The organism is Amycolatopsis acidiphila (genome assembly GCF_021391495.1).
GTDB classification, from domain to species: Bacteria; Actinomycetota; Actinomycetes; order Mycobacteriales; family Pseudonocardiaceae; genus Amycolatopsis_E; species Amycolatopsis_E acidiphila.
The window spans coordinates 3974023-3999221 of sequence record NZ_CP090063.1; the positions used below are offsets into that span (position 1 = coordinate 3974023).

21 protein-coding genes and 1 pseudogene are annotated in these 25199 nt (G+C 71.1%); 11 read left to right on the top strand and 11 right to left on the bottom strand.

Going from position 1 to position 25199, the window contains the following annotated elements; genetic code table 11:
* The first annotated feature begins 169 nt into the window (after nt 1-169).
* The 6 genes from LWP59_RS19385 (at nt 170) to LWP59_RS19410 (ending at nt 7506) form a co-directional block, all read left to right on the top strand.
* Nucleotides 170-1225 carry a LacI family DNA-binding transcriptional regulator gene (locus LWP59_RS19385; protein ID WP_144638670.1) on the top strand — a complete coding sequence of 352 codons (1056 nt, stop codon included), beginning with the start codon at nt 170-172 and terminating at the stop codon, nt 1223-1225.
* A gap of 315 nt (nt 1226-1540) precedes the next feature.
* On the top strand, nt 1541-2536 hold the full coding sequence (locus LWP59_RS19390; RefSeq protein WP_144638668.1) for an ABC transporter permease: 996 nt from the start codon (nt 1541-1543) through the stop codon (nt 2534-2536).
* Nucleotides 2537-2588: 52 nt separating this feature from the next.
* A complete protein-coding gene (locus LWP59_RS19395; RefSeq protein WP_144638666.1) occupies nt 2589-4343 on the top strand; it encodes an ABC transporter substrate-binding protein in 1755 nt (584 codons plus the stop codon).
* Between the two features lie 66 nt (nt 4344-4409).
* Entirely contained in the window at nt 4410-5423 is a 1014-nt protein-coding gene (locus LWP59_RS19400) for an ABC transporter permease (protein ID WP_144638664.1), read from the top strand.
* A complete protein-coding gene (locus LWP59_RS19405) occupies nt 5420-6436 on the top strand; it encodes an ABC transporter ATP-binding protein (protein ID WP_144638662.1) in 1017 nt (338 codons plus the stop codon). Before LWP59_RS19400 ends, LWP59_RS19405 begins: the two co-directional genes overlap by 4 nt.
* A 29-nt stretch (nt 6437-6465) precedes the next feature.
* Nucleotides 6466-7506, top strand: coding sequence for an ABC transporter ATP-binding protein (locus LWP59_RS19410; RefSeq protein ID WP_144638659.1), 1041 nt, complete (start codon nt 6466-6468; stop codon nt 7504-7506).
* 389 nt (nt 7507-7895) lie between these two features.
* Here the strand turns inward: LWP59_RS19410 and crcB are convergent, their stop codons facing one another.
* Genes crcB through LWP59_RS19425 form a run of 3 tightly spaced genes read right to left on the bottom strand, consistent with a single transcriptional unit; the run spans nt 7896 to nt 9057 of the window.
* The gene (gene crcB, locus LWP59_RS19415) at nt 7896-8252 is read right to left on the bottom strand and encodes a fluoride efflux transporter CrcB (RefSeq protein ID WP_144638657.1); all 357 of its coding nucleotides are present in this window, start codon (nt 8250-8252) and stop codon (nt 7896-7898) included.
* Complete coding sequence (locus LWP59_RS19420) at nt 8249-8584, bottom strand: DUF190 domain-containing protein (protein ID WP_144638656.1); 336 nt, start codon at nt 8582-8584, stop codon at nt 8249-8251. Before LWP59_RS19420 ends, crcB begins: the two co-directional genes overlap by 4 nt.
* Nucleotides 8581-9057, bottom strand: a complete 477-nt coding sequence (locus tag LWP59_RS19425) for a fluoride efflux transporter FluC (RefSeq protein ID WP_144638654.1) — start codon at nt 9055-9057, stop codon at nt 8581-8583. Before LWP59_RS19425 ends, LWP59_RS19420 begins: the two co-directional genes overlap by 4 nt.
* Before the next feature lie 157 nt (nt 9058-9214).
* On the opposite strand from LWP59_RS19425, the gene LWP59_RS19430 reads away from it, so the two are divergent.
* Nucleotides 9215-9535 (top strand): nuclear transport factor 2 family protein, encoded by a 321-nt coding sequence (locus LWP59_RS19430; protein WP_144638652.1) that lies wholly within the window; start codon nt 9215-9217, stop codon nt 9533-9535.
* Nucleotides 9536-9583: 48 nt separating this feature from the next.
* On the opposite strand, the gene LWP59_RS19435 is transcribed toward LWP59_RS19430, so the two are convergent.
* The 3 genes from LWP59_RS19435 to LWP59_RS19445 all read right to left on the bottom strand — a co-directional run bounded on the left by LWP59_RS19435 (nt 9584) and on the right by LWP59_RS19445 (nt 12272).
* Nucleotides 9584-10525, bottom strand: a complete 942-nt coding sequence (locus tag LWP59_RS19435; protein WP_144638650.1) for an ABC transporter permease — start codon at nt 10523-10525, stop codon at nt 9584-9586.
* Nucleotides 10522-11085 carry an ATP-binding cassette domain-containing protein gene (locus LWP59_RS19440; RefSeq protein ID WP_229857515.1) on the bottom strand — a complete coding sequence of 188 codons (564 nt, stop codon included), beginning with the start codon at nt 11083-11085 and terminating at the stop codon, nt 10522-10524. The genes LWP59_RS19435 and LWP59_RS19440 overlap by 4 nt, the downstream gene beginning before the upstream one ends.
* A 92-nt stretch (nt 11086-11177) precedes the next feature.
* Nucleotides 11178-12272 carry a polyprenyl synthetase family protein gene (locus tag LWP59_RS19445; RefSeq protein WP_144638648.1) on the bottom strand — a complete coding sequence of 365 codons (1095 nt, stop codon included), beginning with the start codon at nt 12270-12272 and terminating at the stop codon, nt 11178-11180.
* Nucleotides 12273-12587: 315 nt separating this feature from the next.
* Here LWP59_RS19445 and LWP59_RS19450 point away from each other — a divergent pair, with 315 nt between their 5' ends.
* Nucleotides 12588-13664 (top strand): terpene synthase family protein, encoded by a 1077-nt coding sequence (locus LWP59_RS19450; protein WP_144638646.1) that lies wholly within the window; start codon nt 12588-12590, stop codon nt 13662-13664.
* 312 nt (nt 13665-13976) lie between these two features.
* Here LWP59_RS19450 and LWP59_RS19455 read toward each other — a convergent pair whose 3' ends face one another.
* Complete coding sequence (locus tag LWP59_RS19455) at nt 13977-14252, bottom strand: hypothetical protein (protein ID WP_144638644.1); 276 nt, start codon at nt 14250-14252, stop codon at nt 13977-13979.
* Between the two features lie 118 nt (nt 14253-14370).
* Between LWP59_RS19455 and LWP59_RS19460 the strand changes: the two genes are divergently transcribed.
* Nucleotides 14371-15336, top strand: a complete 966-nt coding sequence (locus tag LWP59_RS19460) for a DNA polymerase domain-containing protein (RefSeq protein ID WP_144638642.1) — start codon at nt 14371-14373, stop codon at nt 15334-15336.
* 48 nt (nt 15337-15384) lie between these two features.
* Here the strand turns inward: LWP59_RS19460 and LWP59_RS19465 are convergent, their stop codons facing one another.
* From LWP59_RS19465 to LWP59_RS40385, 3 genes and pseudogenes are all read right to left on the bottom strand, one after another.
* Complete coding sequence (locus LWP59_RS19465) at nt 15385-17301, bottom strand: glycoside hydrolase family 3 protein (protein ID WP_222425536.1); 1917 nt, start codon at nt 17299-17301, stop codon at nt 15385-15387.
* 622 nt (nt 17302-17923) lie between these two features.
* Nucleotides 17924-18262: pseudogene (locus LWP59_RS41075) on the bottom strand (cyclohexanecarboxylate-CoA ligase); the annotation flags it as partial.
* Between the two features lie 31 nt (nt 18263-18293).
* Nucleotides 18294-20513, bottom strand: a complete 2220-nt coding sequence (locus tag LWP59_RS40385; RefSeq protein ID WP_144638638.1) for an FUSC family protein — start codon at nt 20511-20513, stop codon at nt 18294-18296.
* Nucleotides 20514-20630: 117 nt separating this feature from the next.
* On the opposite strand from LWP59_RS40385, the gene LWP59_RS19475 reads away from it, so the two are divergent.
* Complete coding sequence (locus LWP59_RS19475; protein ID WP_144638763.1) at nt 20631-21665, top strand: LLM class flavin-dependent oxidoreductase; 1035 nt, start codon at nt 20631-20633, stop codon at nt 21663-21665.
* Between the two features lie 77 nt (nt 21666-21742).
* Nucleotides 21743-23260: an alkaline phosphatase D family protein gene (locus tag LWP59_RS19480; protein WP_144638636.1), complete on the top strand. Its 1518-nt coding sequence runs from the start codon at nt 21743-21745 to the stop codon at nt 23258-23260.
* 194 nt (nt 23261-23454) lie between these two features.
* On the opposite strand, the gene LWP59_RS19485 is transcribed toward LWP59_RS19480, so the two are convergent.
* The gene (locus LWP59_RS19485) at nt 23455-25152 is read right to left on the bottom strand and encodes an MFS transporter (protein WP_144638634.1); all 1698 of its coding nucleotides are present in this window, start codon (nt 25150-25152) and stop codon (nt 23455-23457) included.
* Nucleotides 25153-25199 lie beyond the last annotated feature (47 nt).

The window sequence follows — 25199 nt, forward strand, 5'->3', positions numbered from 1 at the left end:
GACCTCCGGAATGAAAGGTTTCACAAACCTGGCGCGGTGACGCTACTATGCAGCGGATCACAATGTCAATCAACTCGAAAATGCCCAGTCCAGAAGGGGTTCTCTCGCGCCCGATCGCGCATTGCGACCAGCATCCACCTCGCTGTTACGTTTCAACGGAGGCAACCCCATGACGGTCCAAGGCTCCAACGAGACCGGCCCGGCCGGAGTCCGCGCCGCGGGCATCAAGGACGTGGCCGCCGCCGCGGGCGTCTCGCTCGGCACGGTGTCGAACGTCCTCAACCGGCCCGACCGGGTCAGCCCGCGGACCAGGGCCAAGGTGGAGGCCGCGATGGCCGAGCTGCGGTTCGTGCGCAACGAGTCGGCCCGCCAGCTGCGGGCCGGGCGGAGCCGGATCCTCGCCTACGTGATGCTCGACGGCAGCAACCCGTTCTTCACCGACGTCGCGGCGGGCATGGAGGACGCCGCCGACGAGAGCGACCTGTCGTTGTTCCTGTGCAACAGCGACAACCGGGCCGAACGGGAAACCGCCTACCTGAACAGGCTCGAGCAGCAGCGGGTGCAGGGCATCCTGGTGACCCCGGTGGACCCGGACGCGACGACGCTCGACGAGACGGTGCTGCGGGGCACACCGGTGGTGATCGTCGACCGCACCCGCGACTCGGCCACGCACTGCTCGGTCGCGGTGGACGACGTGCACGGCGGCGAGATCGCGGTGCAGCACCTGATCGAGAGGGGGCACCAGCGGATCGCCTTCATCGGCAGTCCCGGCACACTCGGCCAGGTCCGCGACCGCCGCGAGGGGGCGTTGCGCGCCCTGCGCGCGGCGGGACTGTCCGAAGATCACCTCGTCGACCTCACGACGGCGACCCTCACCGTGGCCGACGGGCGTAACGCCGGCGAGCGGCTGGCCGGGCTCCCGGCGCCGGTCCGGCCGACCGCGGCGTTCTGCGCCAACGACCTGATCGCGCTCGGGCTGCTGCAGACGTGCGTGAGCCTGCACCTGCGGGTGCCCGACGACCTCGCGATCGTCGGCTACGACGACATCGACTTCGCCGCCGCGGCCGCCGTGCCCCTCACCTCGGTCCGGCAGCCGCGACGGCAGCTCGGGCACACCGCGGCGGAGCTGCTGCTGCAGGAGACGACGAACCCCGACCACGAGCACCAGCAGGTGGTGTTCACCCCGGAACTGGTCGTCCGGGTCTCGACGCATCCCTCCTCCTGACCCGCCGCCCCGTTCGCCCGCGGGCGCAACCGCGAAAAGTCGGGTTTCCGCATTTCCGATACACCTCCGAAACAGCGGGAAACGTGATCGACAAATAGTTCCGCGAAGTGGTTTAGTCGTATTTGGTCGTTTTCCCGGACGCTTTTCTGTGCGATCGGGAAAACTGTCCTGATCATTCGGACCCCCTTCGATCACGATTCCGCTTCGAAGCACGGTGCGATCTGGTCTTCCCCGCCATCACGACAGAGGCTGACCGGGATTCCCGGACCGACCGTCCGGACTTCCCGCTGGTACCGGCGAAAGGGATCGAAGCGGATGGCAGCTCCGCTGGACATGTCCTCGACCGAGGCGCAGCCCGAATCCGTCGTCACCGGAATGGGCAAGGCGATCGAAGGCCGTTCGCTCGGGCAGATCGCCTGGTTGCGGCTGAAAAAGGACAAATGGGCAATGGCGGGTGGCGTCGTCGTCGCCCTGCTGATTCTCGGCGCGCTCGCCTCGCTGATCCTCAACGCGGTCGGCGCGCTGCGACCGGACACGTACCACCCGGACCTGATCGACGCGACCTACGGCCGCCCGGTGGGCGCCTTCGGCGGGATCAGCTGGGCCCATCCCCTCGGCGTCGACCCGTCGAACGGGCGTGACCTGCTTTCCCGCGTGCTGGTGGGATCGCAGTTCTCCCTGCTCATCGCCGCGGGCTCCACGCTGGTGTCCGTGCTGATCGGGGTGACCATGGGACTGGTCGCCGGGTTCGCCGGCGGCTGGCTCGACAGCGCGATCAACTGGCTGATGAACGTGTTCCTCGCGTTCCCGCTGCTGCTGTTCGCGATCGCGCTCTCGGGCGTGGTGCAGCAGTCCGCGTTCGGGCTGTCGGGCAACGCGCTGCACGTGGCCGTGCTGATCTTCGTGATCGGGTTCTTCAACTGGCCCTACATCGGCCGCATCGTGCGCGGTCAGACGCTTTCTCTGCGGGAGCGGGAGTTCGTCGACGCCGCGCGCAGCCTCGGCGCCCGCAGCGGCTACATCCTGCGCCGCGAGCTGCTGCCCAACCTCCTCGCCCCGATCTTGGTCTATACCACGCTGCTGATCCCGACGAACATCCTGTTCGAGGCCGCACTGTCGTTCCTCGGCGTCGGCCTGCACCCGCCGACGCCCAGCTGGGGCGGGATGCTCTCGGACGCGGTCAGCAACGGCTCGTACTCTGCCGACCCGGAGTACGTGCTGGTCCCCGGCCTGGCGATCTTCCTGACGGTGATGGCGTTCAACCTGCTCGGTGACGGGTTGCGCGACGCGCTCGACCCACGGGTCAGATAGCACTTTCGGATTTCTCCTTTTCCCCACCGAGTACGAGGAGCGTGGTACACGCATGAAACGGCGGACGATGATCGGCATGGCGCTGGCCATGACCGGGCTCAGCCTGGTCACGGCCTGCGGTGGCGGAAGCGGCGGAAGCGGCGGCGGCGGGAGCGCGGCGTACAACGCCGGCAACACCTCGGTGGTCGACGCTTCCACCGCGACCGGCGGCACCCTGAACTACGGCATGACCAACTCGCCGGACTCCGCCGACCCCGGCAACATGTACTACGCGTTCATGTGGGACTTCTCGCGGCTGTACGCGAGCCCGCTGCTGACCTACAACCCGGCGCCCGGCGCGGACGGGCTCAAGCTGGTGCCGGACCTCGCGACCGGGCTGGGCCAGATCAGCGACAACGGACTGACCTGGACCTACCACATCAAGCCGGGGATGAAGCTCTCGGACGGCGAGCCGATCACCACCGCGCAGATCAAGTACGCGGTGGAGCGCAGCAACTTCGCCAAGGACGTGCTCGCCAACGGGCCGAGCTACTTCGCGCAGTACCTCGCGAACGCGTCGGGCTACCAGGGGCCGTACAAGGACAAGTCGCCGGGCGGGCTGTCCTCGATCGAGACCCCGGACGACACGACGATCGTGTTCCACCTGGCGCAGCCGTTCGCCGACTTCGACTACCTGGTGGCCAACCCGCAGACCGCGCCGGTCCCGCAGGGCAAGGACACCGGTGCGAACTACCAGACCGACCCGGTCGCCTCGGGCCCGTACATGTTCAAACCGGGCTCGTTCAACCCCAACACCGGGTTCTCGCTGGTGAAGAACCCGAACTGGAAGCAGGCCGACAGCCCCACGGTCAAGCAGTACGCCGACCAGATCAACATCACCTACAACATCTCCGGTGACGACCTGGACAACCGGCTGCTCAACGGATCGATGGACGTCGACGCCTACGGCACGGGCCTGCAGACCGCGGCACGGGCGAAGGTGCTGAACAACTCGACGCAGAAGAAGAACGCCGACGCCGCGCCGTCGGGCTTCCTGTGGTACTTCCCGATCAACACCCAGGTGATCCCCAACGTCGACTGCCGCAAGGCGATCGAGTACGCCTCGGACAAGACGCTGTTCCAGAACGCCTACGGCGGCGCCGAGGCCGGTGGCGACATCGCGAGCACGGTGCTGCCGCCGAGCGTGGTCGGCTACCAGCCCTTCGACCTCTACGAGACGGCCGCCCAGCCGACCGGCGACATCCCGAAGGCGAAGGACGAGCTGGCCAAGTGCGGTCAGCCGAACGGCTTCTCGTTCAACATCGCCGTGCGCGGGGACCGGCCCAAGGAGGTCCAGACCGCGCAGGCGCTGCAGCAGGCCCTGCAGAAGATCAACATCAAGACCGACATCCTGCAGTACCCGACCGGGGACTACGGCACCAGCTACGCCGGGTCGCCGCAGTTCATGAAGGACCACAACATCGGCATGAACACCTACGGGTGGGCCGCGGACTGGCCGGAGGGCTTCGGGTTCCTCTCGCAGATCGCCGACGGCCGCGCGATCCGCGCGGCGGGCAACTCGAACATGGAGATGCTCAACGACCCGCAGGTGAACAGCCTGCTGGACCAGGCGGCCGCGAGCACGGACGCGAACACCCGCAACGGCATCTACGCCCAGATCGACAAGATCATGATGAACCAGGCGGTCATCCTGCCCGAGCTGTACGCGAAGTCGCTGCTCTACCGCGGGCCGAACCTCACGAACGTGTTCGTGACCGAGGCCTTCGGTATGTACGACTACACGCAGATCGGCAAGAAGTCCTCGTAGTCCCCGAAAGCAGGTGAAGGCACCGGTGGCCGGCGGCGATCCCGCCGGCCACCGCCGCCGCGCAGTGTGATCACGTTCATTCTCCGCAGGCTGGTCTCGGCCGTGGTGTTGCTGATCGTGGTCAGCATCGTGACCTTCGGCATCTTCTTCGTGGTGCCGCGGCTCGCGGGGCAGACCACCGACCAGCTGGCCGCGAACTTCGTGGGCAAGAGCCCGAGCACCGAGGTGCTGCACCAGATCGAGGCCCGGCTCGGGCTGGACCAGCCGTTGTACCAGCAGTACTGGCATTTCGTGAAGGGCGTCGTCGCGGGCGAGGACTACGACACGGGCACGCAGATCGTGCACTGCAACGCGCCGTGCTTCGGCTACTCGTTCAAGAGCCAGCTGCCGGTGTGGCCGCAGATGCTCGACGTGCTGCCGGTGACGCTGTCGCTGGCGATCGGCGCGGCGCTCATCTGGGTGGTCACCGGGGTGGGCATCGGCGTGCTCTCCGCGCTGCGGCGGGGTTCCTGGTTCGACCGGGCGGCGATGACCACCGCACTGGCCGGGGTGTCGCTGCCGGTGTTCTTCACGGCCCTGATCTGCCTCGCCCTCTTCCGCGACACCATCCCGATCTTCCCCGACGCCGGCACCTACATCGCCCTCACCGACGACCCCGGCCGCTGGTTCTGGGCACTGGTGCTGCCGTGGGTCACCCTCGCGTTCCTCTACGCGGCGCTCTACGCACGGCTGACCAGGGCCGGCATGCTGGAAACGCTGGGCGAGGACTTCATCCGCACCGCGCGGGCGAAGGGACTGCCCGAGCGGACGGTCGTGGTCAAACACGGCCTGCGCGCCACGCTGACCCCGATCCTGACCATCTTCGGCCTCGACCTCGGCCTGCTGCTCGGCGGCGCGGTGCTCACCGAGACCGCGTTCTCGCTGCCGGGGCTGGGCCATTTCGCGATCCTGGCCATCCAGGCCAACGACCTGCCCGAGATCATGGGCGTGACGCTGCTGGCCGGGTTCTTCATCGTCGTGGCCAACCTGGTCGTGGACATCGGTTACGCCGTCGTCGACCCGAGGGTGCGGTACTCATGACCAACCATTTCCTGGAGCTGAAGGACCTGCGGGTGCACTTCCCCACCGCCGACGGGCTGGTGCGGTCGGTGGACGGGCTGTCGTTCTCCCTCGAACGCGGGCGCACGCTCGGCATCGTGGGCGAGTCCGGCTCGGGCAAGAGCGTGACGAGCCTGGCGATCATGGGGCTGCACAAGGGCGCGGACATCACCGGCGAGATCTGGCTCGACGGCCAGGAGCTCGTCGGGGCGGCGCCGGAGGAGGTGCGGCGGCTGCGCGGCAAGCGGATGGCGATGATCTTCCAGGACCCGCTGTCGTCGCTGCACCCGTACTACACCATCGGCCAGCAGATCGTCGAGGCGTACCGGCTGCACAACAAGGTGACCAGGCAGGTGGCCCGCAAGCACGCGATCGACCTGCTCGCCAGGGTGGGGATCCCGCAGCCGCGGTCGCGGGTGGACGACTACCCGCACCAGTTCTCCGGCGGGATGCGCCAGCGCGCGATGATCGCGATGGCGCTGTCCTGCGACCCGGAGCTGCTGATCGCGGACGAGCCGACGACCGCGCTGGACGTCACCGTGCAGGCGCAGATCCTCGACCTCATCCGGGACCTGCAGCAGGAGTTCCACTCGGCGGTCGTGATCATCACCCACGACCTCGGCGTCGTGGCCGAGCTCGCCGACGACATCCTGGTGATGTACGCGGGGCGGGTGGCCGAGTACGGCCCCGCGGTGCGGCTGTTCGACGAGCCGCAGCATCCCTACACGTGGGGGCTGCTCGGTTCGATGCCCCGCCTGGACCGCGCGCGCTCCGACCGGCTGCGGCCGATCCCGGGCACGCCGCCGAGCCTGATCAACCTGCCGCCGGGCTGCCCGTTCCACCCCCGCTGCGGCTACGGCGGGCACAACGGCGGGGCGAGCGAGACGCTCGTGCCGGAGCTGCTCGACGACGGCACCGGGCACCGGCTGGCCTGTCATCTGCCGCCGGAGACCCGGCAGCGGCTGTGGGAGACCGAGATCAGGCCGAACCTGTGACCGACGAACGTGAGACTGCGGGTGCCGACATGACCGAGACCGAAGCCGTGGCCGCCCCCCGGCCCGTCCGGCGGGAGACCGTGCTGGAGGTGTCCGGGCTGCGGAAGCACTTCCCGGTCCGGCGCGGGCTGCTGCAGCGGGCGATCGGTTCGGTGAAGGCCGTCGACGGGCTCGACTTCACCGTCGGCACGGGCGAAACCCTCTCGCTGGTCGGCGAGTCCGGCTGCGGCAAGACCACCACGGGGCGGCTGCTGACCCGGCTGCTGGAGCCGAGCGACGGCCGGATCCTGTTCGAGGACAGGGACATCACGCACCTGTCGGCGAGTGCGATGCGGCCGCTGCGCCGGGACGTGCAGATGGTGTTCCAGGACCCGTACTCCTCGCTCAACCCGCGGCACACGGTGGGCACCATCATCGGGGCGGCGTTCAAGCTGCAGAACATGCCCACCGAGCACGGCGTGAAGCGGGCGGTGCAGGAGCTGCTGGAGCTGGTCGGGCTGAGCCCGGAGCACTACAACCGGTATCCGCACGAGTTCTCCGGCGGGCAGCGCCAGCGGATCGGCATCGCCAGGACGCTCGCGCTGCGCCCGAAGCTGATCGTGGCCGACGAGCCGGTGTCCGCACTCGACGTGTCCATCCAGGCGCAGGTGATCAACCTGCTGGAGGACCTGCAGGACGAGCTGGGCCTGACCTACGTGATGATCGCGCACGACCTGTCGGTGGTGCGGCACGTGTCCGACCGGGTCGCGGTGATGTACCTGGGGAAGATCGTGGAGCTGGCGGACGCGGACAGCCTCTACGCGGCGCCGCACCACCCCTACACGGTCGCGCTGCTGTCGGCGGTTCCGGTGCCGGACCCGAAACGCCGGACGAAGCGGACGCGGATCCGGCTGGCCGGCGAGACGCCGAGCCCGTTGTCGCCGCCGCCGGCCTGCCGGTTCAGCACGAGGTGCTGGAAGGCGCAGGAAGTCTGCCGGACGCAGGAGCCGCCGCTGGCGGAGCTGGCAACCGGGCACCGCGTGGCGTGCCACTTCCCGGAGAACGCACCGGAGCCGCCCTCTCCCGCTTAGCATGACGAGGATGTTGAACAACCACCCCGCGGGCGCGCAGGGCCGCGGGGTGGTTGGATCCGCCGATTGGTTCACCGGTGCCGGGCGAGGTGATGTCCTCCAGCCCGGCACCGGGTGGCCCGCGGTAGCGTACGGGCCGGCGTGCTCGCCTCCCCCGAAGCGAGCATGGTCTGTCCACTCAGGACACCTCGGCGGCACGAAAAAGCCGCCCTGTCCGGAGTTCCCGGGGGCGGCCGTGTGCGTGCTCAGCTCAGCACAGCACGGGAAGCCGCCGCGAACGGGCATGCCACACGAGACACCGCCGTCGTAGTTCCGTCATGGCCCGCCTCCCTTCGCTGTCCGGTGTGCACACATCTTCTCCGGCGCCCGCGAACCCGGTCAACGTATTTTCAGAACGCCCCGGCCAGCGCCACGCCGAGGTAGGCCGCGCCGAGGCCGGCGACCAGACTGAGCACGACGTTGAACCCGGCCAGCAGCCACGCCTTCGACCGCAGCAGCCGCAGGGTTTCGTAGCTGAACGTCGAGTACGTGGTCAGCGCCCCGCAGAAGCCGGTGCCCAGCAGGGCGGTGACCGCGGGCGCGGCGGGCAGCCCGGTGAGCAGGCCCAGCAGGAAGCAGCCGATCACGTTGACCGTGAGGGTGCCCCACGGGAACACCGAGTCGTGCCGGCTCTGCACCGTACGGTCGAGCAGGTACCGCGAAGGCGCGCCGAGAGCGGCGCCCAGTGCCACGAGCAGCACCGTCACGAGCGGCCGCCGTACCGGAAGACCTCGACGTCGTCGAGGATGACCAGCCCCTCGGTGACCAGCTCGTCCAGCTGCGGGAGGAACGCGCGGACCTTCGCCGCCTCGTCGACGATGACGATCACCACCGGCAGGTCGTCGGACAGCGACAGGATCCGGGTGGTGTGGATGTGGTTCGAGGCGCCGAACCCCTCGGTGCCCCGCAGCACGGTCGCCCCGGCGAGACCGGCCGCGTGCGCGCGGTGCACGATCTCGCTGCAGAGCGGTTTGTGGTGCCACAGGTCGCTTTCCCCGACGAAGATCGTCAGGCGCAGCGCCGATCCGTGCTGCTTCACGACACCCCTCCCTTCCGGCCGCGGGTCAGCGCGGCGGTGGTGGCGACTGAGCCGAGTGTGACCGCGACGAGCGCGGCCAGCGCCGTCGCCGCGAGGTACAGCAACGCCGGCCCTGGCCGGTGCGCGCCGATCAGCTGCACGACGTCCACGGCGGCGGTGGAGAACGTGGTGTAGCCGCCGAGCACGCCGACGCCGGCGAACGGGCGCAGCAGCCGCTGCCGTGGCCACCGGTGGTCGATGAGCGCCATGAGCACGCCGATGCACAGGCAGCCGGACACGTTGATCAGCCAGGTGGACCAGGCCCACTGCCCGCCGTGGTGCGGCAGCAGCTCGCCCACCCGGTAGCGGGCGAGTGCGCCGCACGCGCCGCCGAGGGAGATCGCGGCGAGGACGGCGGCGGGGTGCTCACGCAGCTCGCGCCGCTGGGCGGGCACGGCGAGCGAGATATCGGGATCGACGGGGTCCTGCACCATGCGCCAAGCCTCCTACCAGCAGCGTCGACTCACTGGCAGGGACCGTTGGCGAGGGTTCGCGGTTCACCCCGGCTACCCGGGGTCGGCGGGCCCCACCGCCGGAAACCACCCTAGAACATCCCCCGGCCCCGGCTGAGCCTGGGGCAGAATGGGTCGTATGAGTGCGATTCCCGCCCCGGTCCGGCGTGTCCTGGACGCCATCGACGCCGGGAACGCCGACGCGTTCGTGACCGCCTTCGACGCCGATGGCGCGGTCGACGACTGGGGCCGGGAGTTCCGGGGCCACGACCGGATCCGCGCGTGGAGCGACGCGGAGTTCATCGGCGTCCGGGTGAGCTTCCGCGACGTCGTGGTCTCGGAGCCGGGAAATCCGGTGACACTGCGGGTTCAGGTGGGTGGCGACGGGTTCAACGGCCCGTCGGGGTTCACCTTCGAGGTGCGCGACGACCGGGTGCACCGGATGACCATCACGGGCTGATCGCTGGCTCGTCGACCACCTCCGCAGCGCGGCCGCGCCACCAGGCGGTCACCGGGTGTCGTCCAGCGGCTCGGTGTGCACGACGACCGGGCCGCTTCGCGACTCGACCTCGAAGGTCCCGTCGCCGCGCAGCCGGATGGTCACCGCGGCACCGGTCAGCTCCGCGGTGTGCTGGGTGTGGTCCTTGGTGCGCAGGTAGAACGCGGCCAGGCCGAACGCGGCGAACACCAGCAGCCACAACGGCCCGAGCATCAGGTAGCCGAACGAGCCGCCGCCGGTGAAGGTCGCCGCCACCGCGCTCTGCATCGGCCCGTAGGTCGGCAGGAACTGCAGCACCGTCTGGTTCTTGCCGGGGTTGATCACCGGGTTCTGCACCATGACATCGACGAGGCTGACCATGATGATCACGAACATGCCGCCCAGCTCGGTGGACACCGCGACGCCGAGCGCGATGCCGAGCCCGCCGTAGACCAGCCCGCCGGAGAGCAGGCTCGCGAACAGCAGGCCGGGCTGCTGCGGGTCGGCGAACATCGACAGCACGATCGTGGCGTAGCAGCCGACCACGATCGACACCAGCACGAGCGCGATCAGCTTGGCCAGCAGCAGGCAGGGTCGTGAGTACCCGGCGAGCACCAGCCGCTGGTCGAACTCGCGTGACCGGCGCACCGCGGCGAACAGCATGAAGCCGATGATGAGGGTGACGGCGTTGATGTCGGCGGAGATCAACGCGAGCCGGCTCGCGTCGACCGTCACCGGCGCGGGCGCGATGCGGGACTGGTACTCGATCGGGTGGCCCGGGATGATGGCGCGGACGATCGCCAGCCACACCGGGATGAAGAACACCACGAGGGTGAGCGCGAGCCGGTTGCGTGCGTGCTGGGCGGCTTCGAACCCGATGGCCTTGAGCAGCGCGGCCTGCCAGCCGGTGCCGGCGGTGACGTCGGCGCGCCAGCGGCGGGCACCGGTGAGCAGGGTCTGCATCGTGGTCATGACGCGGCCTGCCCGAGCACCGGGCGGGCGGGCACGACCTTGCCCGACTCGAGCCGGAAGAGCCGGTCGAACCGTTCGGTGTCGTGGGCGATGTGGGAGATCACCAGCACGGACCGGCCCTCGTCGCGCAGCTGTTCGGCGAGCTGCCAGAAGGTCAGGTAGTTCTCCCAGTCGAACCCCTGGTAGGGCTCGTCCATGAGCACGACGTCCGGGTCGTGCATGAGGGCGAGGGTGAGGTTGAGCTTCTGCCGGGTGCCGCCGCTGAGCGCACCGGCCCGGGTGCCGCGGAACGGGGTCAGCCCGAGCCGTTCCAGGGTCCGGTCCGCGACGGCCAGATCGCCGACCCGGTAGGCGCTCTGGAAGTAGCGCAGGTGCTGGGCGACGGTGAGCTCGTCGTTGACGACGATGCGCTGCGGGCAGTAGCCGAGGCTGCCGCGGTGCACCACCTCGCCCCGGTCGGGACGCAGCACCCCGGCGAGGATCTGCAGCAGGGTGGTCTTGCCCGCGCCGTTCTCGCCGATGATGCCCAGCAGCTCCCCTGGCCGCAGGTCGAACTCCACCCCGCAGAGCACGCTGCGGTGGCCCTAGGACTTGTGCAGGTCGACCGCGCGCAGGACACGATCCTTTGTGGACACTGAAGCTCCTTTCGCGGTCAGCGGGCGCGCCGGGTCGCGGCGTGGGCCAGCTCGGCGCACGCCACGCGGGCACCGCCCGGGATGGTGGCGCCATCGAGCGCCGCCAGTGCCTTCTCGGTCTTGACCTCGATGAGCTCGGCGACAGCGCGGTCGGCGCCCGTCCGGGTGATCACCGAGCGCAGCCGCTCGGCACCGGCGTCGTCGAGTGCCGGGTCGCCGTGCAGCTCGCGGATGATCGCGCGCTGGCGCGGACTCGCCCGCCGCCAGGTCAGCGCCATCAGCACGGTCCGCTTGCCCTCGCGCAGGTCGTCGAGGGTGGACTTGCCGGTGACCCCGGGTCTGCCGAACACGCCGAGCAGGTCGTCACGCAGCTGGAAGGCCTCGCCGAGCGGGCGCCCGTACGTGGTGCACAGCCGCAGCGCCTCCGGTCCGCCCTCGGCGAGCATCACCCCGATCTGCAGCGGGCGTTCCACCGTGTACCCGGCCGTCTTGTGCCGCAGGGTGCGCCAGCTGCGGTCGAGGGAGTCCTCGGCCCACTCCCCCGCCAGGTCGAGGTACTGCCCGGCCATGACCTGGGTGCGCATCACGTGCAGCACCGGCTCCACCCGGCGGCGCCAGCGTTCCCCCGCCGCGCAGAGCAGCTCGTCCGACCAGGCGTGGCACAGGTCGCCGAGCAGGATCGCCGCGTCGACCCCGAACCGGGCCGCGGCGGCGGGGTCCTTGCCGTGGTAGCGGCCCGCGAGCACGCGGTGCACCGTCGGGCGGCCGCGCCGCCGGTCCGAGGCGTCCATGACGTCGTCGTGGATGAGCGCGAAGGTGTGGAACAGCTCCAGCGCGGCGCCGACCTTGCCCAGCGGGCTGCCGCCGGGTTCACCGCCCGCGGCGAGCCAGCCGCAGTAGCAGAACAGCGGGTGCACCCGTTTGCCGCCGCCGACGAATTCGCGCAGCACGTCGACCAGTGGCGGCAGGCACGCGTCGAGCGGATGACGCGCCTGTCCGTCGAGGAACTCCTCGAGCTCGGCGTCGACGGCCCGCCGCAGCCACCCGAAGTCAGCTTCCGCCGGCGGCCGCGGACGCGGCGGCACGGACACCTCGGTGAGCCGAGCTGGCATGGGTCCTCCTCGCGGATTTTGGGCACACGGCGCACGCACGCCGTGTCCCCGGAAGTAACACCGGCTCGCCGGGAAAAACCAGGGGGCGGCCTGCACCACTCGTCCGAGGAGGACCGGCGCACCGTGTGGGCGAAGCAGGAACGGCGGGTAATCCCTTGTGTGACACGGACAATCCGCTACTCGTTCGCGTGACGGGTCTTGAAGGGAATCGGCGGTGGTGGTCATAGTGGAATGCACCGGCACTCGCCGAAAACGCGAAATCTTCTTTCCCCGCACCGATTTCCGGTGCCGCAGGGAAATTCCAGGAGCCGCCCCATGACGACACTCGAGCTGCGCCCGTTCTACTGCCCCATCGACTCGGCGATCCACGACAGCGTGGACGAGGTCGAGCAGGAGGCGGTCAGGTGGATCGACCGCCTCCGGTTCTACCGCGACGAGACCGGCCGCGCCCGGATCCTCGCCACGAACAGCGCCGAGTTCTACGCCCGGTTCGCCCCGGACGCGTGCCGGGACGGGCTGCAGGCGGCGGTGCACTGGGTCTACTGGGGGTTCGCGTTCGACGACGCCCGGTGCGACCACGGCAAGTTCAGTGCCGACCCGCAGCGGTTCCTCGCCATGGCCGGGCCGCTGCAGCGGGCACTGGAGAACCCGTGGCAGGCCCCGCCGGGCAACGACCCGTTCGTCGCGGCCCTGCAGGACATCGGCCGCCGCTTCCACGCCTGCGCGACCCCCGTGCAGGTCCGCCGGTTCACCGAGGCGCACCGGGCGTGGCTGTTCGGCGTGGCGTGGCAGGTGGCCAACTGCGCGGCCGGGCGGATGCCGACGCTCGCCGACTACACCGCGATGCGGCTCAACGGCGCGGGCGGGCCGCCCACGCTGGCGATGCTGGAGATCGCGATGGGCGAGGAGGTGCCGGCTCCGGAGATGGACTCGCCTGCCGTGCGCGCGCTCACCGAGATGGCCATGCTCGTCGCCTCGTGGGACAACGACCTGCACTCCTACCGGAGGGAGACCGACGAGCGGCACACCGACCAGAACCTGATCAACGTCCTGCGGGTGCACGAGGGCCTGCCACCCGCCCGCGCCCTCGCCGAGGCCTACGGCCTGCGGGACCGGGTGATGGCCCGGTTCCTGAGCCTGCGCGAGGACGTCCTGGCCGCGCCGCACAGCCACGCGCTGGGCACCTACCTGCGCTGCCTCGGGCACGCCATCCGCGGCAACACCGACTGGGCGCTGCGGGTGCCCCGATACACCGCCTACGGCGACGTTCCGGCGCCGCGCGGCCCGTCCTGGGCCGACGAGCCGTCGGACCCGCGGCGCGACCCGCTGCCCATTCCCGCCATCGCGTGGTGGTGGGACCCGCAACGCACACGACACGAGGAGAGCACCTGAACCGCATCATCACCCGTTCCCTGACCACGGCCGCCGCGCTCGGCACCGCGCTGGCCCTGGCACAGGCCCCGGCCTCCGCCGCCACGGCGCCGCCGGCACCCAGCGACGGGCTGGACCCAGGTACAGGACTTCGGCAGCGGCTATCTCTGCCAGGCCGCGGGAATGGCCGGGCAGTTCGCCGGCCGGTGGCTGCCGGGCCAGTGGCAGTGCGCGGGCCCGGTGCTGTGGCTGCGGGGCGAACCCCTGACGCTGCCGCAGTCCTAGGGATTGTTTCAGAGGTGGCTTGCGAGCCGGTGCGGGTAGCGGTGCAAGCTAGGCGTCCCCCTGGTCGGGGTGGCGCAGGGTGTGCCCGGCCTGGTCGCGGTGCAGCACGTGGTGGGCGATCTCGAGCGCGGCGTCGGCGGCGTGGTGCTCGAGGTGATGGCCGGTGGCCAGTGCCTTGCCGAGCTCGTCGAGCAGCCGGGCCACCGCGAACAGCACGTACTCGATGTTCACCGCGACCGGGCCGTCGGCCCGCATCCTGCGGCGTAGCTCCTCCGCTGCCGTGCACAGCGTGGCGGCCTCGTCCTGCGGGCCTGTCTCGGTCACGTCCCACCTCCGGTTGCGGCTGCCTCCAACCTACGGCGCGGCGGCGCGCCCGGCACCAGTGCCGTCCTGGTCCACAAGGGACGTTGCCGTGCCCGCCCGGTGTTGGTTAGCTGGTCGGATGAGCGCTGACGAGGTACGCGAGGGTGTTTCGCTGACCCATCTGGACCAGGGCCTGTTCGACGGGGCCGGGGCCGTGAAGCGCGATCTCGTGGACTACCTCGACGCGGTCGCCGGCCGGCTGGTCGGGCACCTGCGCGACCGGCCACTGTCGGTGGTGCGGGTGCTGCGCGGCCAGGACGCGTTCATGCAGAAGAACCTGCCCAAGTACACCCCCTCCTGGGTGCCGCGGACGACGATGTGGGCGGAGAGCTCGCAGCGCCGGGTCTCCTACGCCCTCTGCGACGACCGCCCGACCCTGCTGTGGTTCGCCAACCAGCGCGCGATCGAGTACCACCCGGCGCTGGTCCGGGCGGGCGAGCCGGAGCATCCGACGCATCTGGTGCTCGACCTCGACCCGCCCGAGCAGGACGGCTCGTTCGCCCTCGCGGTGCGGGCCGCGCACCTGGTGCGGCAGGCGCTGGCCGACGCCGGTCTCGCGGGCGCGGTGAAGACCAGCGGCGCCAAGGGGGTGCACGTGTTCGTGCCCCTGACCGGACAGGTGACGGCCGAGGAGGCCGCGGCGGCGGGCCGGGCGCTGGCCGCCAGGGCGGAGCGGCTCGATCCGCTGCTCGCGACGACGGCGTTCATCCGGGAGGACCGCGGCGGCAAGGTCTTCCTCGACTCCACCCGGGCCGGCGGCGCGACGGTGGTCTCGGTGTACAGCCCGCGGGTCCGGCCCGGCCTGCCGGTGTCGTTCCCGCTGCCGTGGGAGGAGCTCGACTCGGTCGCGCCCGGCGACTTCACCGTGCACACCGCACTGGCCGCGCTCGGCGAGCGCGACCCGTGGGCCGAGCTGATGCCGCCGCCGCAGCGGCTGCCCGTCGAGGTCGTCGAGGAGGGCAGGGCCATCCCGGTGGCCCGGGTGCAGGCGATGCACGAGGGCAAGCGCCGCGCCCGGGCCCGCCGGGAGGCCGGGAAGGAATGACCCGGTGCCCGCCGCCGCGGGAACGGGCGGGCACCGGATCCGCGCGGGCTACCGGTGAGTGGTGAGCCCGTAGCCGTAGGGGAACAGCGGCTGGTAGTTCCGGTCGCCGACGTTGATCGGCTCCTGGTCCTCGCTGCGCGGCCAGGTGACCGACAGCTTGCCGGTGAACGGCTTCGTGCCGAACAGCACGTCCGCCACCCCGGCGCCCTCGCTGCCGGGCAGCCAGGACATCACGAAAGCGTCCATCTTGGACAGTTCGTCGGTGACGATCTGCGGACGGCCGGCAACGTCGAGCACGACGCAGGTCTTGATCGCGCCGCACACCTTGTCGATGTTGGCCCGGTCGGCCGCGGAGATGTTCAGCGTGTGGCCGTTGCCGACGTCGCCGACGCCCTCGGCGTAGGGCGTCTCGCCGATCACCACGACGCCGACGTCCGCACCGGCGGTGGGCGCCGAGGCGTCCGCGCTGTAGGTCACGTTCTTCGCGGCCTGCTGGATGCCCTGCAGAATCGTGGTGCCGGGGAAGCTGGTGTTCCCGGACTGGCCCTGCCAGGTCACCGTCCAGCCACCGGCCTGGTTGCCCAGGTCGTTGGCGTTGACGCCCGCGACGTAGATCTTCTGCGACGGCTTGAGCGGCAGCGCCTTGTCGGAGTTCTTCAGCAGTACCTGGGACTCCGCGACCGCCTGCCGGGCGACCGCGCGGTGCTGCGCCGAGCCCACCGTGCCGATGTTCGTCCGGTCGGTGTAGGGGTGCTCGAACAGGCCCAGCTCGAACTTCGACTTCAGGATCCGGCTGACCGCGTCGTTGATGCGCGACATCGGCACGCGCCCGGCCTGTACCTCGCCCAGCAGCGTCTGCTCGAACTGCGGGGCGCTGTTGGGCTCCATGAACATGTCGATCCCGGCGTTGACCGCCGTGCGGACCTGCGTCGCGTAGTCACCGGGCAGCTGGTGGATCGCCTCCCAGTCGCTGATCAGGAACCCGTCGAAGCCGATCTTCTGCTTCAGCACGTCGGTCAGCAGCTCTTTGTTCGCGGTCATCTTCACCGGGGTGCTGCCCGCCCGGTCCGTCCACTGCACGCTGGAGTACGACGGCATGATGCTGCCGACGTCGTGCTGCTGCACGGCCGTGACGTAGGGCGCGAGGTCGGTCTGGGCGAAGTGCTGCCAGTCGGTGATCGTGACACCCTGGTCGATCTTGTAGGTGCCGTTGGTGGAGGTGCCGTAGGTGGTGTCCCCGTCCCCGGCGTAGTGCTTGGCGGTGGCCAGCACGCGGTCGCGGTTGTCGAGGTCCTTGCTGCCGTCGCCCTGGAACCCGTCGATGGCGGTTTCCATCTGCTGCACCAGCTTCGGGTCCTCGCCGAAGCTTTCGTAGGTGCGGCCCCAGCGCTCGTCGCGGGTCACGCAGACGCACGGGGCGAAGACCCACTGCGGGCCGGTGGCCCTGGTCTCGGTGGCGGTGATGTGCTCGACGTCGGCCACCAGGCCCGGGTCGCGGGTTGCGCCGAGGCCGACGTTGTGCGGGAAGATCGTGGCGCCGACGAGGTTGTTGTCGCCGTGCACCGAGTCGATGCCGTAGAGCAGCGGGATGTGCAGCCGGGTGGCCAGCGCCCGCGACTGGTAGCCGTCGACCATGTCCGCCCACGCCTCGGGGGTGTTGGGCGTGGGGGTCGAGCCGCCGCCGGAGAGCACGGAACCGAGGGCGAGGTCCGTGATCTGCTGCTGGTCGGCGTCGACCGCGCCGCGCTCGGCCTGGGTCATCTGGCCGACCTTCTCCGCGAGGGTCATCCGGCCGAGCAGGTCCGAGACCCGCTGGGCGACCGGGAGCCGCGCGTTGAGGTAGGCGGGGGTCCGTTCGGCGGTGTCCGGGGCCGCGGCGGCGGCGGGCACCGCGGTGGCGGTCACCGCGGCGACCGCGAGCACGGCGCCGGCGAAGCGGGCGCGTCTGGGTACGTGCGTTCTCACGCAGTCCTCCTTCGTTGCAGGTTGTGCGCAGGACGAGATCGGGCCATGCGCGCTCGCGCGGCCCGGTGGGTGATGCGGGGATGGATCGGCGCTCAGCGCCGGCGGCGGTGCCTCCGGAAGCCGCCGCCCCGGGGTTTGAGACGGCCGGCGGTGCTGCCCAGTGACGCCGGCGTGCCCGGGCGCGGCGAAACCGCGGCGGGCACGTCAAGGGTGGTTCTCGGCATCGAGATTCCCTTCACGCTCGACGATGAGCAATGTTGCGGCTCACAACATATTCCACAACCGCGCGCGAGGGAAGAGTCCGAAAGTCGCATTCGGGGGGCTCCGCGGAAACCGCAGCTCAGAGCCGGGCAGAAGGTCTAGTCCAGGCTGGTGGCGAGCCGATCGGGCAGCTGGAACTTCTGGACCTCGGCGAAGGTGAACCCGCTCGCACCGGGGGCGAGCACCACGCAGGCGCACGCGCGTTCCTGCAGGCGCGGGGTCGGGCACCGCGACGAGCGCGACCCCGGCGAGCTTCGGGCTCTCGTAGAGCACGTTCTCGACGTAGGCGACGGGGATGTTCTCGCACCTGCAGCCGCCCCTCCTGCCCCGGCGCCGGCACGCGGCCCTCGGCGTCGACGACCCGGATGCGCATGCCCGGCCAGGGGTAGCCGTCGGTGTCGACCAGCTTGTCGTCCGGGTCACCAGGCCGTTCTCGCTCTGCCCCCACCCGCCGAGCACGACGAGCCCGGGCAAGCTTCCGCCGCGCCTCGCGCACGATCGCCCGCGGGATCGGCGCCCCCATGCAACAGAACCGCTCCAATGTGGACACACCGGGTGCGGCGAGGTTCGGCGCGTTGAGGGTGTCGTGCAGGAACGGCGTCGCCGCGGAGGTGTAGGTGATGCCGTGTTCGGCGACCAGCTCGACGAACCGCGCCGGGTGCCACACGCCCTGCAGTACCCCGGTGGCACCGACCTGCACGGGAAGCCTTGCCCCGTAGAGGAAACCCTGATCACCGCCACCACGGCCGGTGCCGCTGCGCGGCCACCACGGTCGCCGGCCCGACGAGCTCGGCCAACCGCGGGGTGAGGTGCTTGAGGTGCTCGCTGACCCACAATGCGCACGACAGCTCCCCCACCGACACCCCCTCGGCGAGCGGGTCCCGGTACTCCGGCGGCGACAGCACCGGCACGCCACCGTGATCGGTGCGGTCCAGCCGGGAGGCCAGGTGGTCGTACCAGGCCGCCAACTGCCCCGCCTGCTCGCTCAGCACCAGCCGCACCGGGTCCGGCCCCGCCTCCGGGTTCGGCAACCCCGCCAGCGAATGGGCGGTCAGCCGGACCCGGACGGTGCCGGCGACCAGCCGCCACAGATCCTCCCGCGGCACCCGCTTCGCGCCCTGCTCGGTGAGGAACCCGCGCAACGCGTCGTCGAGCCGCACCCCGGCCGTGATCGCGGGCGCCGCCACCGGCGAGGTGTGCCGCAGCCCGAGCGCCCAGTCCGCCGCCTCCGCCAGATACGCCCCGCCGGTCCGCAACGCGTCCGCGAGGTCGTCGCCCACCAGCGACGCGGCGCCCCGCGGCCAGAACAACACCCCGACCACGATGCTCACCCCACAGCCCAGGGCCACGTCCTCGATGCGCACCACGCCGATCTGCCACCCCGCCGGCACCAGCAGGTTGTACAGCACCGACACCACCACCGTGAACGCCGCCTGCCCGGCCGCGAACGGCAGCGCACCCGGGGCGTACGCCGCCACGAGCACCGCGACCGGCAACGCGATCCACAGCGCGCCCGCACCCGTCCCGACCACCAGCAGCAACAAGGCGCCGAGGACGAACCCGATCGCCGTGCCCAGCAAGGCGCGCAACGCCGTCGCCCCCGTCGAAGCCGCGTTGGTGCGCAGCACCGACAAGGTGCCCAGCACCACCCAGAACCCGTGCTCGACCCCCGTCAGGTCCGCGACCGCCACCGCGGCCGCGAGCGCCAGCGCGCCGCGGGCGCTGTTGAGGAACCACACCGACCGCAGGCTCGCGTGCCGCGACACCGCGCCCGCGGCCGTCGCCAGCCCGGCGAGCCGCCGCTCGCCCACCGCGGAGTCCTCGAAGCCCTGCCCGTACCAGCGACGCCGCCCACCCGACACGACGTCCGGCTCGGCCCGGCCGACCGCGATCAGCGTGTCCGCCATCGCGGTGTGCGCGGCGACCGCCGTCGTCCGCGCGTGGAACGACAGGTGCAGCGCCTCGGCGTACCCGTCGCCGTCGGTGCTCAGCCGCGCCAGGTAGTCGACGCTCGCCGCCAGACTCCGTTCCAGCGGGCCGAGCTCGACCTGGGGCCGCTGCCCGTCCAGCAGGTCCCCGATGGCGCGCAGCACCGCACTGGTGTCGGCGAGCAGCTGCCGTTCCACCTCGGGCACGCGCCTCAGATCGCCGTATTCGCGCAGGCTGTCGGTGACCACGAACGTGCACCACTCCAGCAGCCCGACCAGGCTGTCGAGCGCCTGGTCCGCCGTCGCCAGCCCGGTCGGCCGGTACGGGGTCGACGTGAACGTCGCCATCAGCTCGTGCTTCGCCTCGATCGACGCGGTGCGGTACCGCGAATCGGCGTCCCCGCGCAGCGACGCCTCCAGCTGGCCGGCGAGCGCGCGGGCACTGCGCGCGGCGGCGGTCCGCACCGCGAAGCCCGGCAAGCGCGGGGAGAACACGAGCACCGCGATCGTGCCCGCCACCGAAGCCAGCCACCAGCCTTCGAGGCGCTCCGGAACCATGCTCATCGTCCCCGGCGAAGCGGCGGGCAGGACGTAGGCGAGCAACGCGGCCGTGCCCGCCGACGCCGCGTTCGGCCCGCCCACTCCGGCGAACAGCACCACGAACGCCACCGGGATCGTCACCAGCGATGCCAGCACGATCGACGAGTTCACCGCGGTGCCGATCACCAGCAGCACGCTCCCGGTCACCGCCAGCCCGAGGTGCGCCAGCAGCTTGTCCCGCCACCCGCCGCCGAAGGCGGCCAGCACGAGCGTCGCGAACCCGCCGAACGCCGCGAAGGTCGCCAACTGCAGGTCGCCGATCACCGTGTACCCCAGGGCGAACATCCCCGGCACCACGACCGTCGCCCGCACCGCGCGCATCGCCGCGGCCTTCGACCACACCGGCAGCCATCCCGGCCGCACGTGAGCGGCCGGGGGCAGCGGGCGCACCGGGTCGGCCTGCACCGCCGGGCTGCTGGTCATCGCCCGATCATAGGACCGTGGCACGGGCCCGTCACCGTCTCCGGCCGGGCGCGCGGACTAATCGGCGGGGCATCGCCGTTAGGGTGGGTGACACGTCAACGAATGGGAACGGGCACGATGGAACTCGGCATCTACAGCTTCGGCGACCGCCACGCCGACCCCCGCACGGGCGAGCAGGTCCCGGTGGCGGACAAGCTCGCGCAGACCCTCGACCGCATCAAGCTCGCCGACGAGCTGGGACTGTCGTTCTACGGCCTCGGCGAGCACCACCTCGACCAGTACGCCATCTCCAGCCCCGGCACCGTCCTCGCCGCCGCCGCGAGCATCACCCGGCAGATCACCCTCAGCAGCGCCGTCACCGTACTGTCCACAGAGGACCCGGTCCGCCTCTACCAGCAGTTCAGCACGCTCGACCAGCTCAGCCGCGGCCGCGCCGAGCTGCTCGCGGGCCGCGGCTCCTTCACCGAGTCCTTCCCGCTCTACGGCGCGGACCTCGCCGAGTACGACGAGCTGTTCGAGCAGAAGCTCGCGCTGCTGCTGCGCATCGACCGCGAGGACCCCATCACCTGGTCCGGCAAGTACCGGCCACCGCTGGAGAACGCGCGCATCCTGCCCCGCCCGTACCGCGGCCACCTGCGGATCTCCATCGGCACCGGCGGCAACCCTGAGTCCTCCATCCGCGCCGGGCTGCTCGGCCTGCCCGTCGTTTACGCCGTGATCGGCGGTAGCCCCGAACGCTTCGCACCCCTGGTCGAGCTGTACCGCCAAGCCGGCGAGTCCGGCGGCCACGCGAAGCAGGACCTGCATGTCACGATGGGCGCCATCGGTTTTATCGCACGCGACTCGCAGGACGCCAAGGACACCTTCTACCCGTACTGGCTCGAGACGATGAAGTACGGCGCCCGCGCGCGCGGCTGGACCGTGCCCACCCGCGCGCACTACGACGAGTGGACCCGCGACGCCCAGGCGATCTTCGCCGGCAGCCCGCGGGAGGTCGCCGACCGCATCATCAGCGTCGCCAGGCTCACCGGCGCCGACCGGTACGCGATGCAGATGGACTGGTCCGGCGTACCGCACGACAAGGTGATGACCGCGATCGAGCTGCTGGGCACCGAGGTCCTGCCCCAGGTGCGCAAGGAGCTGGGCGACTGAGGGCGAACCGCGGCCCGCGTCGCCCCGTGTCACGGGTGTAGCGCGCTAGGCTCACCCGATCGCGAAGAGGTGCCGCCATGCCCGACCCCGCCTCCACCATCCGCCGCCGGGTGCTGCTCGGCGGCGCGGCCGCGCTCGGTGTCGCCGCACTGACCGGCGTCGCCACCCCCACCGGACGCCGTGAGCTGTTCACCCTCGGTGTCGCCTCGGGCGATCCCCTCCCCGACGCCGTGGTGCTGTGGACACGCCTCGCCCCGGACCCGCTCGCCCCGGACGGGCTGGGCGGGATGGCGGCCGCCCCCGTGCCCGTCGGCTGGCAGGTCGCCGCCGACGAGTCGTTCAGCCAGGTCGTGCGGTCGGGAACCACGGTGGCACAAGGGGAACAGGCCCATTCGGTGCACGTCGAGGTCGCCGGGCTGCGTCCTGGCTCGGAGTACTTCTACCGCTTCCGCGCGGGCAACGAGCTGAGCCCGGTCGGCCGCACGAAGACCGCGCCCCCGCCCGGCGCCCGCCTGGACCGCTTCGCGTTCGCCTTCGCCAGCTGCCAGCACTACGCCGACGGGTTCTACAACGCCTACGCCCACCTCGCGCGCCAAGACTTCGACCTGGTGGTGTTCCTCGGCGACTACATCTACGAGGGCGGCTCGCAGGGCAGCATCGGCCGCGGCCACCGGCCCGCCCGCGACGTCCGCACCCTCGCCGACTACCGCGTCCGCTTCGCCCAGTACAAGACCGACACCGACTTGCAGGCCGCGCACGCCGCGTTTCCCTGGGTCGCGGTGTTCGACGATCACGAGGTGGAGAACAACTGGGCCGGGGACCACTCCGAGAGCGGCATCCCGCCCGCGCAGTTCCGCGAACGCCGCGCGCACGCGTTCCAGGCCTACTACGAGCACCTCCCGCTGCGGGCGGCACAGCGCCCTGCCGGGCCCGCGATGACCATCCACCGCCGGCTGACCTTCGGCGACCTGGTCGACCTGCACGTCCTGGACACCCGCCAGCACCGCAGCGTGCAGGTGCCCGACGCGCAACGTGACGATCCCGGGCGGACGATGCTCGGCGCCGCGCAGAAGGCCTGGCTGTTCCGCAACCTCTCAGGACCCACCGCACGCTGGAACGTCCTCGCACAGCAGGTGTTCTTCTCGCAGCTCAACCCCGCGTCGGGCGCCCAGACCCGCAGCGACGACGCGTGGGACGACTACGAGGCCGAGCGCGACGAGGTCCGCGACCACCTCGCGCGCACCCGTAACCCCGTGATCATCACCGGCGACGCCCACGCGAACTTCGTCTCCGACGTCAAGGCCGACTTCGCCGTCCCGGCTTCGGCGACGGTCGCGACCGAGTTGATCGGCACCTCCATCACCTCCGAGGGCGACGGCGTCGACCACACCCCCGGCGACCTCGCGCAGCTGCGGGCCAACCCGCACCTGCGGTTCGTCAACCGCCAGCGCGGCTACGTCGCCAACCTCGTCGCCCCCGGCGAATGGGCCGCCACCTACCGCGTGGTCGAGCGCGTCTCCCGCCCCGGCTCCCCGGTCCACGACCGGGCCGGGTTCGTCGTCGCCGACGCCAGACCGGGAGCGCGGTTCCGCTAGCCGATGCTCAGGCGGGTGCCGCCGCCCTGTTTCGCGAACTGGATCAGATCCTTGATCGCGGTAGCGATCTGCTGGCCGGCGTCGAGGACCTTGGCGACGATCACCGGCCGCGGCGGCCTCCTCCGCGCGACCCGCGCCTGCACCGCCTCAGGTTCCGCTACCCGCACCGGCCCGCAAGCCACTTGGAACAGTCCCTAGTCGTGCAGGGACTCCTCGGTCACCATCGGCCGGTCGGCCTTCCCGCGCAGCACCGCGGCGGCCAGCGCGGCCGCCACCAGCGCCGCGATCCCGCACACCAGGTAGCCGATCGAGTAGGCGTGGTCGAGGGCGTGGTACGCGACGTCCTTGAGCGGGTTGAACGGCATCGGCGCCCCACCGGGACCGGGGATCGACGACGGCACCGCGTTGGCACCGAGCGGGCCCGAGTTCACCGCGCCCACCGCCGCTTCCACGGTCGCCCGCTCGCCCTCGGGCACCTGCCCCGGCAACCCGTCGAACTTCGCGAGCGCGGCCCGCAGCGTGTCGCTGCCCGCGAGCTTGCCCTGGATCTGCGAGGCCGCCTGGCTGAGCGCGATCGCCCCGATCACCGCCGGGCCGAGCGTGAACCCGAAGTCCCGCAGCTGGCTCGTGGTCCCCGAGGCCATCCCGGCCAGGTGGTTGGGCACGGTGTTCACCGCGACCGCCGTGACACCGGACAGCGCGAACGCGAACCCGATGCCGATCAGCACGAGCGGCGCGATGATCGGCAGGATCGACATCGACGTCACCGACTGCGTCGAGATCCACAGGTCGCCGGCGCCGATCAGGAGGAACCCCGCGCCGAGCGCCCACCGCGGGTTGTACTGGTGGATCACGCGCGCGGTCAGCGGCATCAGCACCAGCGCGAAACCCTGCAGCAGCACGAACGCGATCGCGGTCTTCATCGGCGAGAACTCCTGGATCGCCGAGAGCCGGATGCTCGTGGCGTAGGCGGTGCCCAGGAAGCTGAACATGCCGATCACGGTGACGATCGAGTTCACCGCGAACGCCCGGTTGCGGAACAGGTCGAGCCGCAGCAGCGGCGCCGCGGACCGCCGCTCGGCGAGCACGAACAGCGCCAGGAAGACCACGGCGAAGACGAACCCGCCGATCACCCAGCCGTCCGACCAGCCGCTGGTGGCGCCCTGGATCACCGCGAACAGCAGGGCGAACAGGGCCACCGCGATCGTGATCTGCCCCGGCCAGTCCAGCGACCGGCCCTCGGGCGCCGAGGAGTTCCGCGCGGTGCACGCGACCCCCGCGCTGATCAGCGCCAGCACGCAGACCGCGACGAACGCCCAGCGCCAGGTGGCGTTCGGGTCGGCGCCCCAGCCGATCTTCGTCACCAGCCCGCCCAGCAGCGGCGACACGAACCCGCCGGTGGACAGCGCGGCGGCCCAGATCGCGATACCCCGCGCGCGGGCCTGCACGGTGTGCGTGCCGGCGGCGACCATCGCCAGCGACGTCGGGAACAGCACGGCGGCGCCGATACCCGCGAGCGCCTGCCCGATCCACAGCACCGCCACCCGCGCGTCCGCCGGCACGCCGGCGCCGGGGGTCAGGACGCTGACGATCTCGCCGATGGCCAGCAGCAGGCTGCCGCCGATCAGCAGCCGTTTGCGGCCGAAGATGTCACCGAGCACGCCGAAGGTCAGCTCCAGCAGGGTCACCGGCACCAGGAACGCGTCGGAGATCCAGGTCAGCTGGGACGAGGTCGTGCCGAGGTCCTGCTGGAACAGCCCGTTGAGCACGGCGGGGATCGCGAGGCCGACCTGGGCGACGCAGACGGCGATGGCGGTGGCGATCCGGGTGCCCGGCGTCAGGGAGGGGGTGTGCACGGCTGTGCGCCGCTTCGGCCCGGTGGTGAGACTCATGGAACCTCCACGGTGAGCTTCGAGTCGCCCGCAACATACAGAGTTCC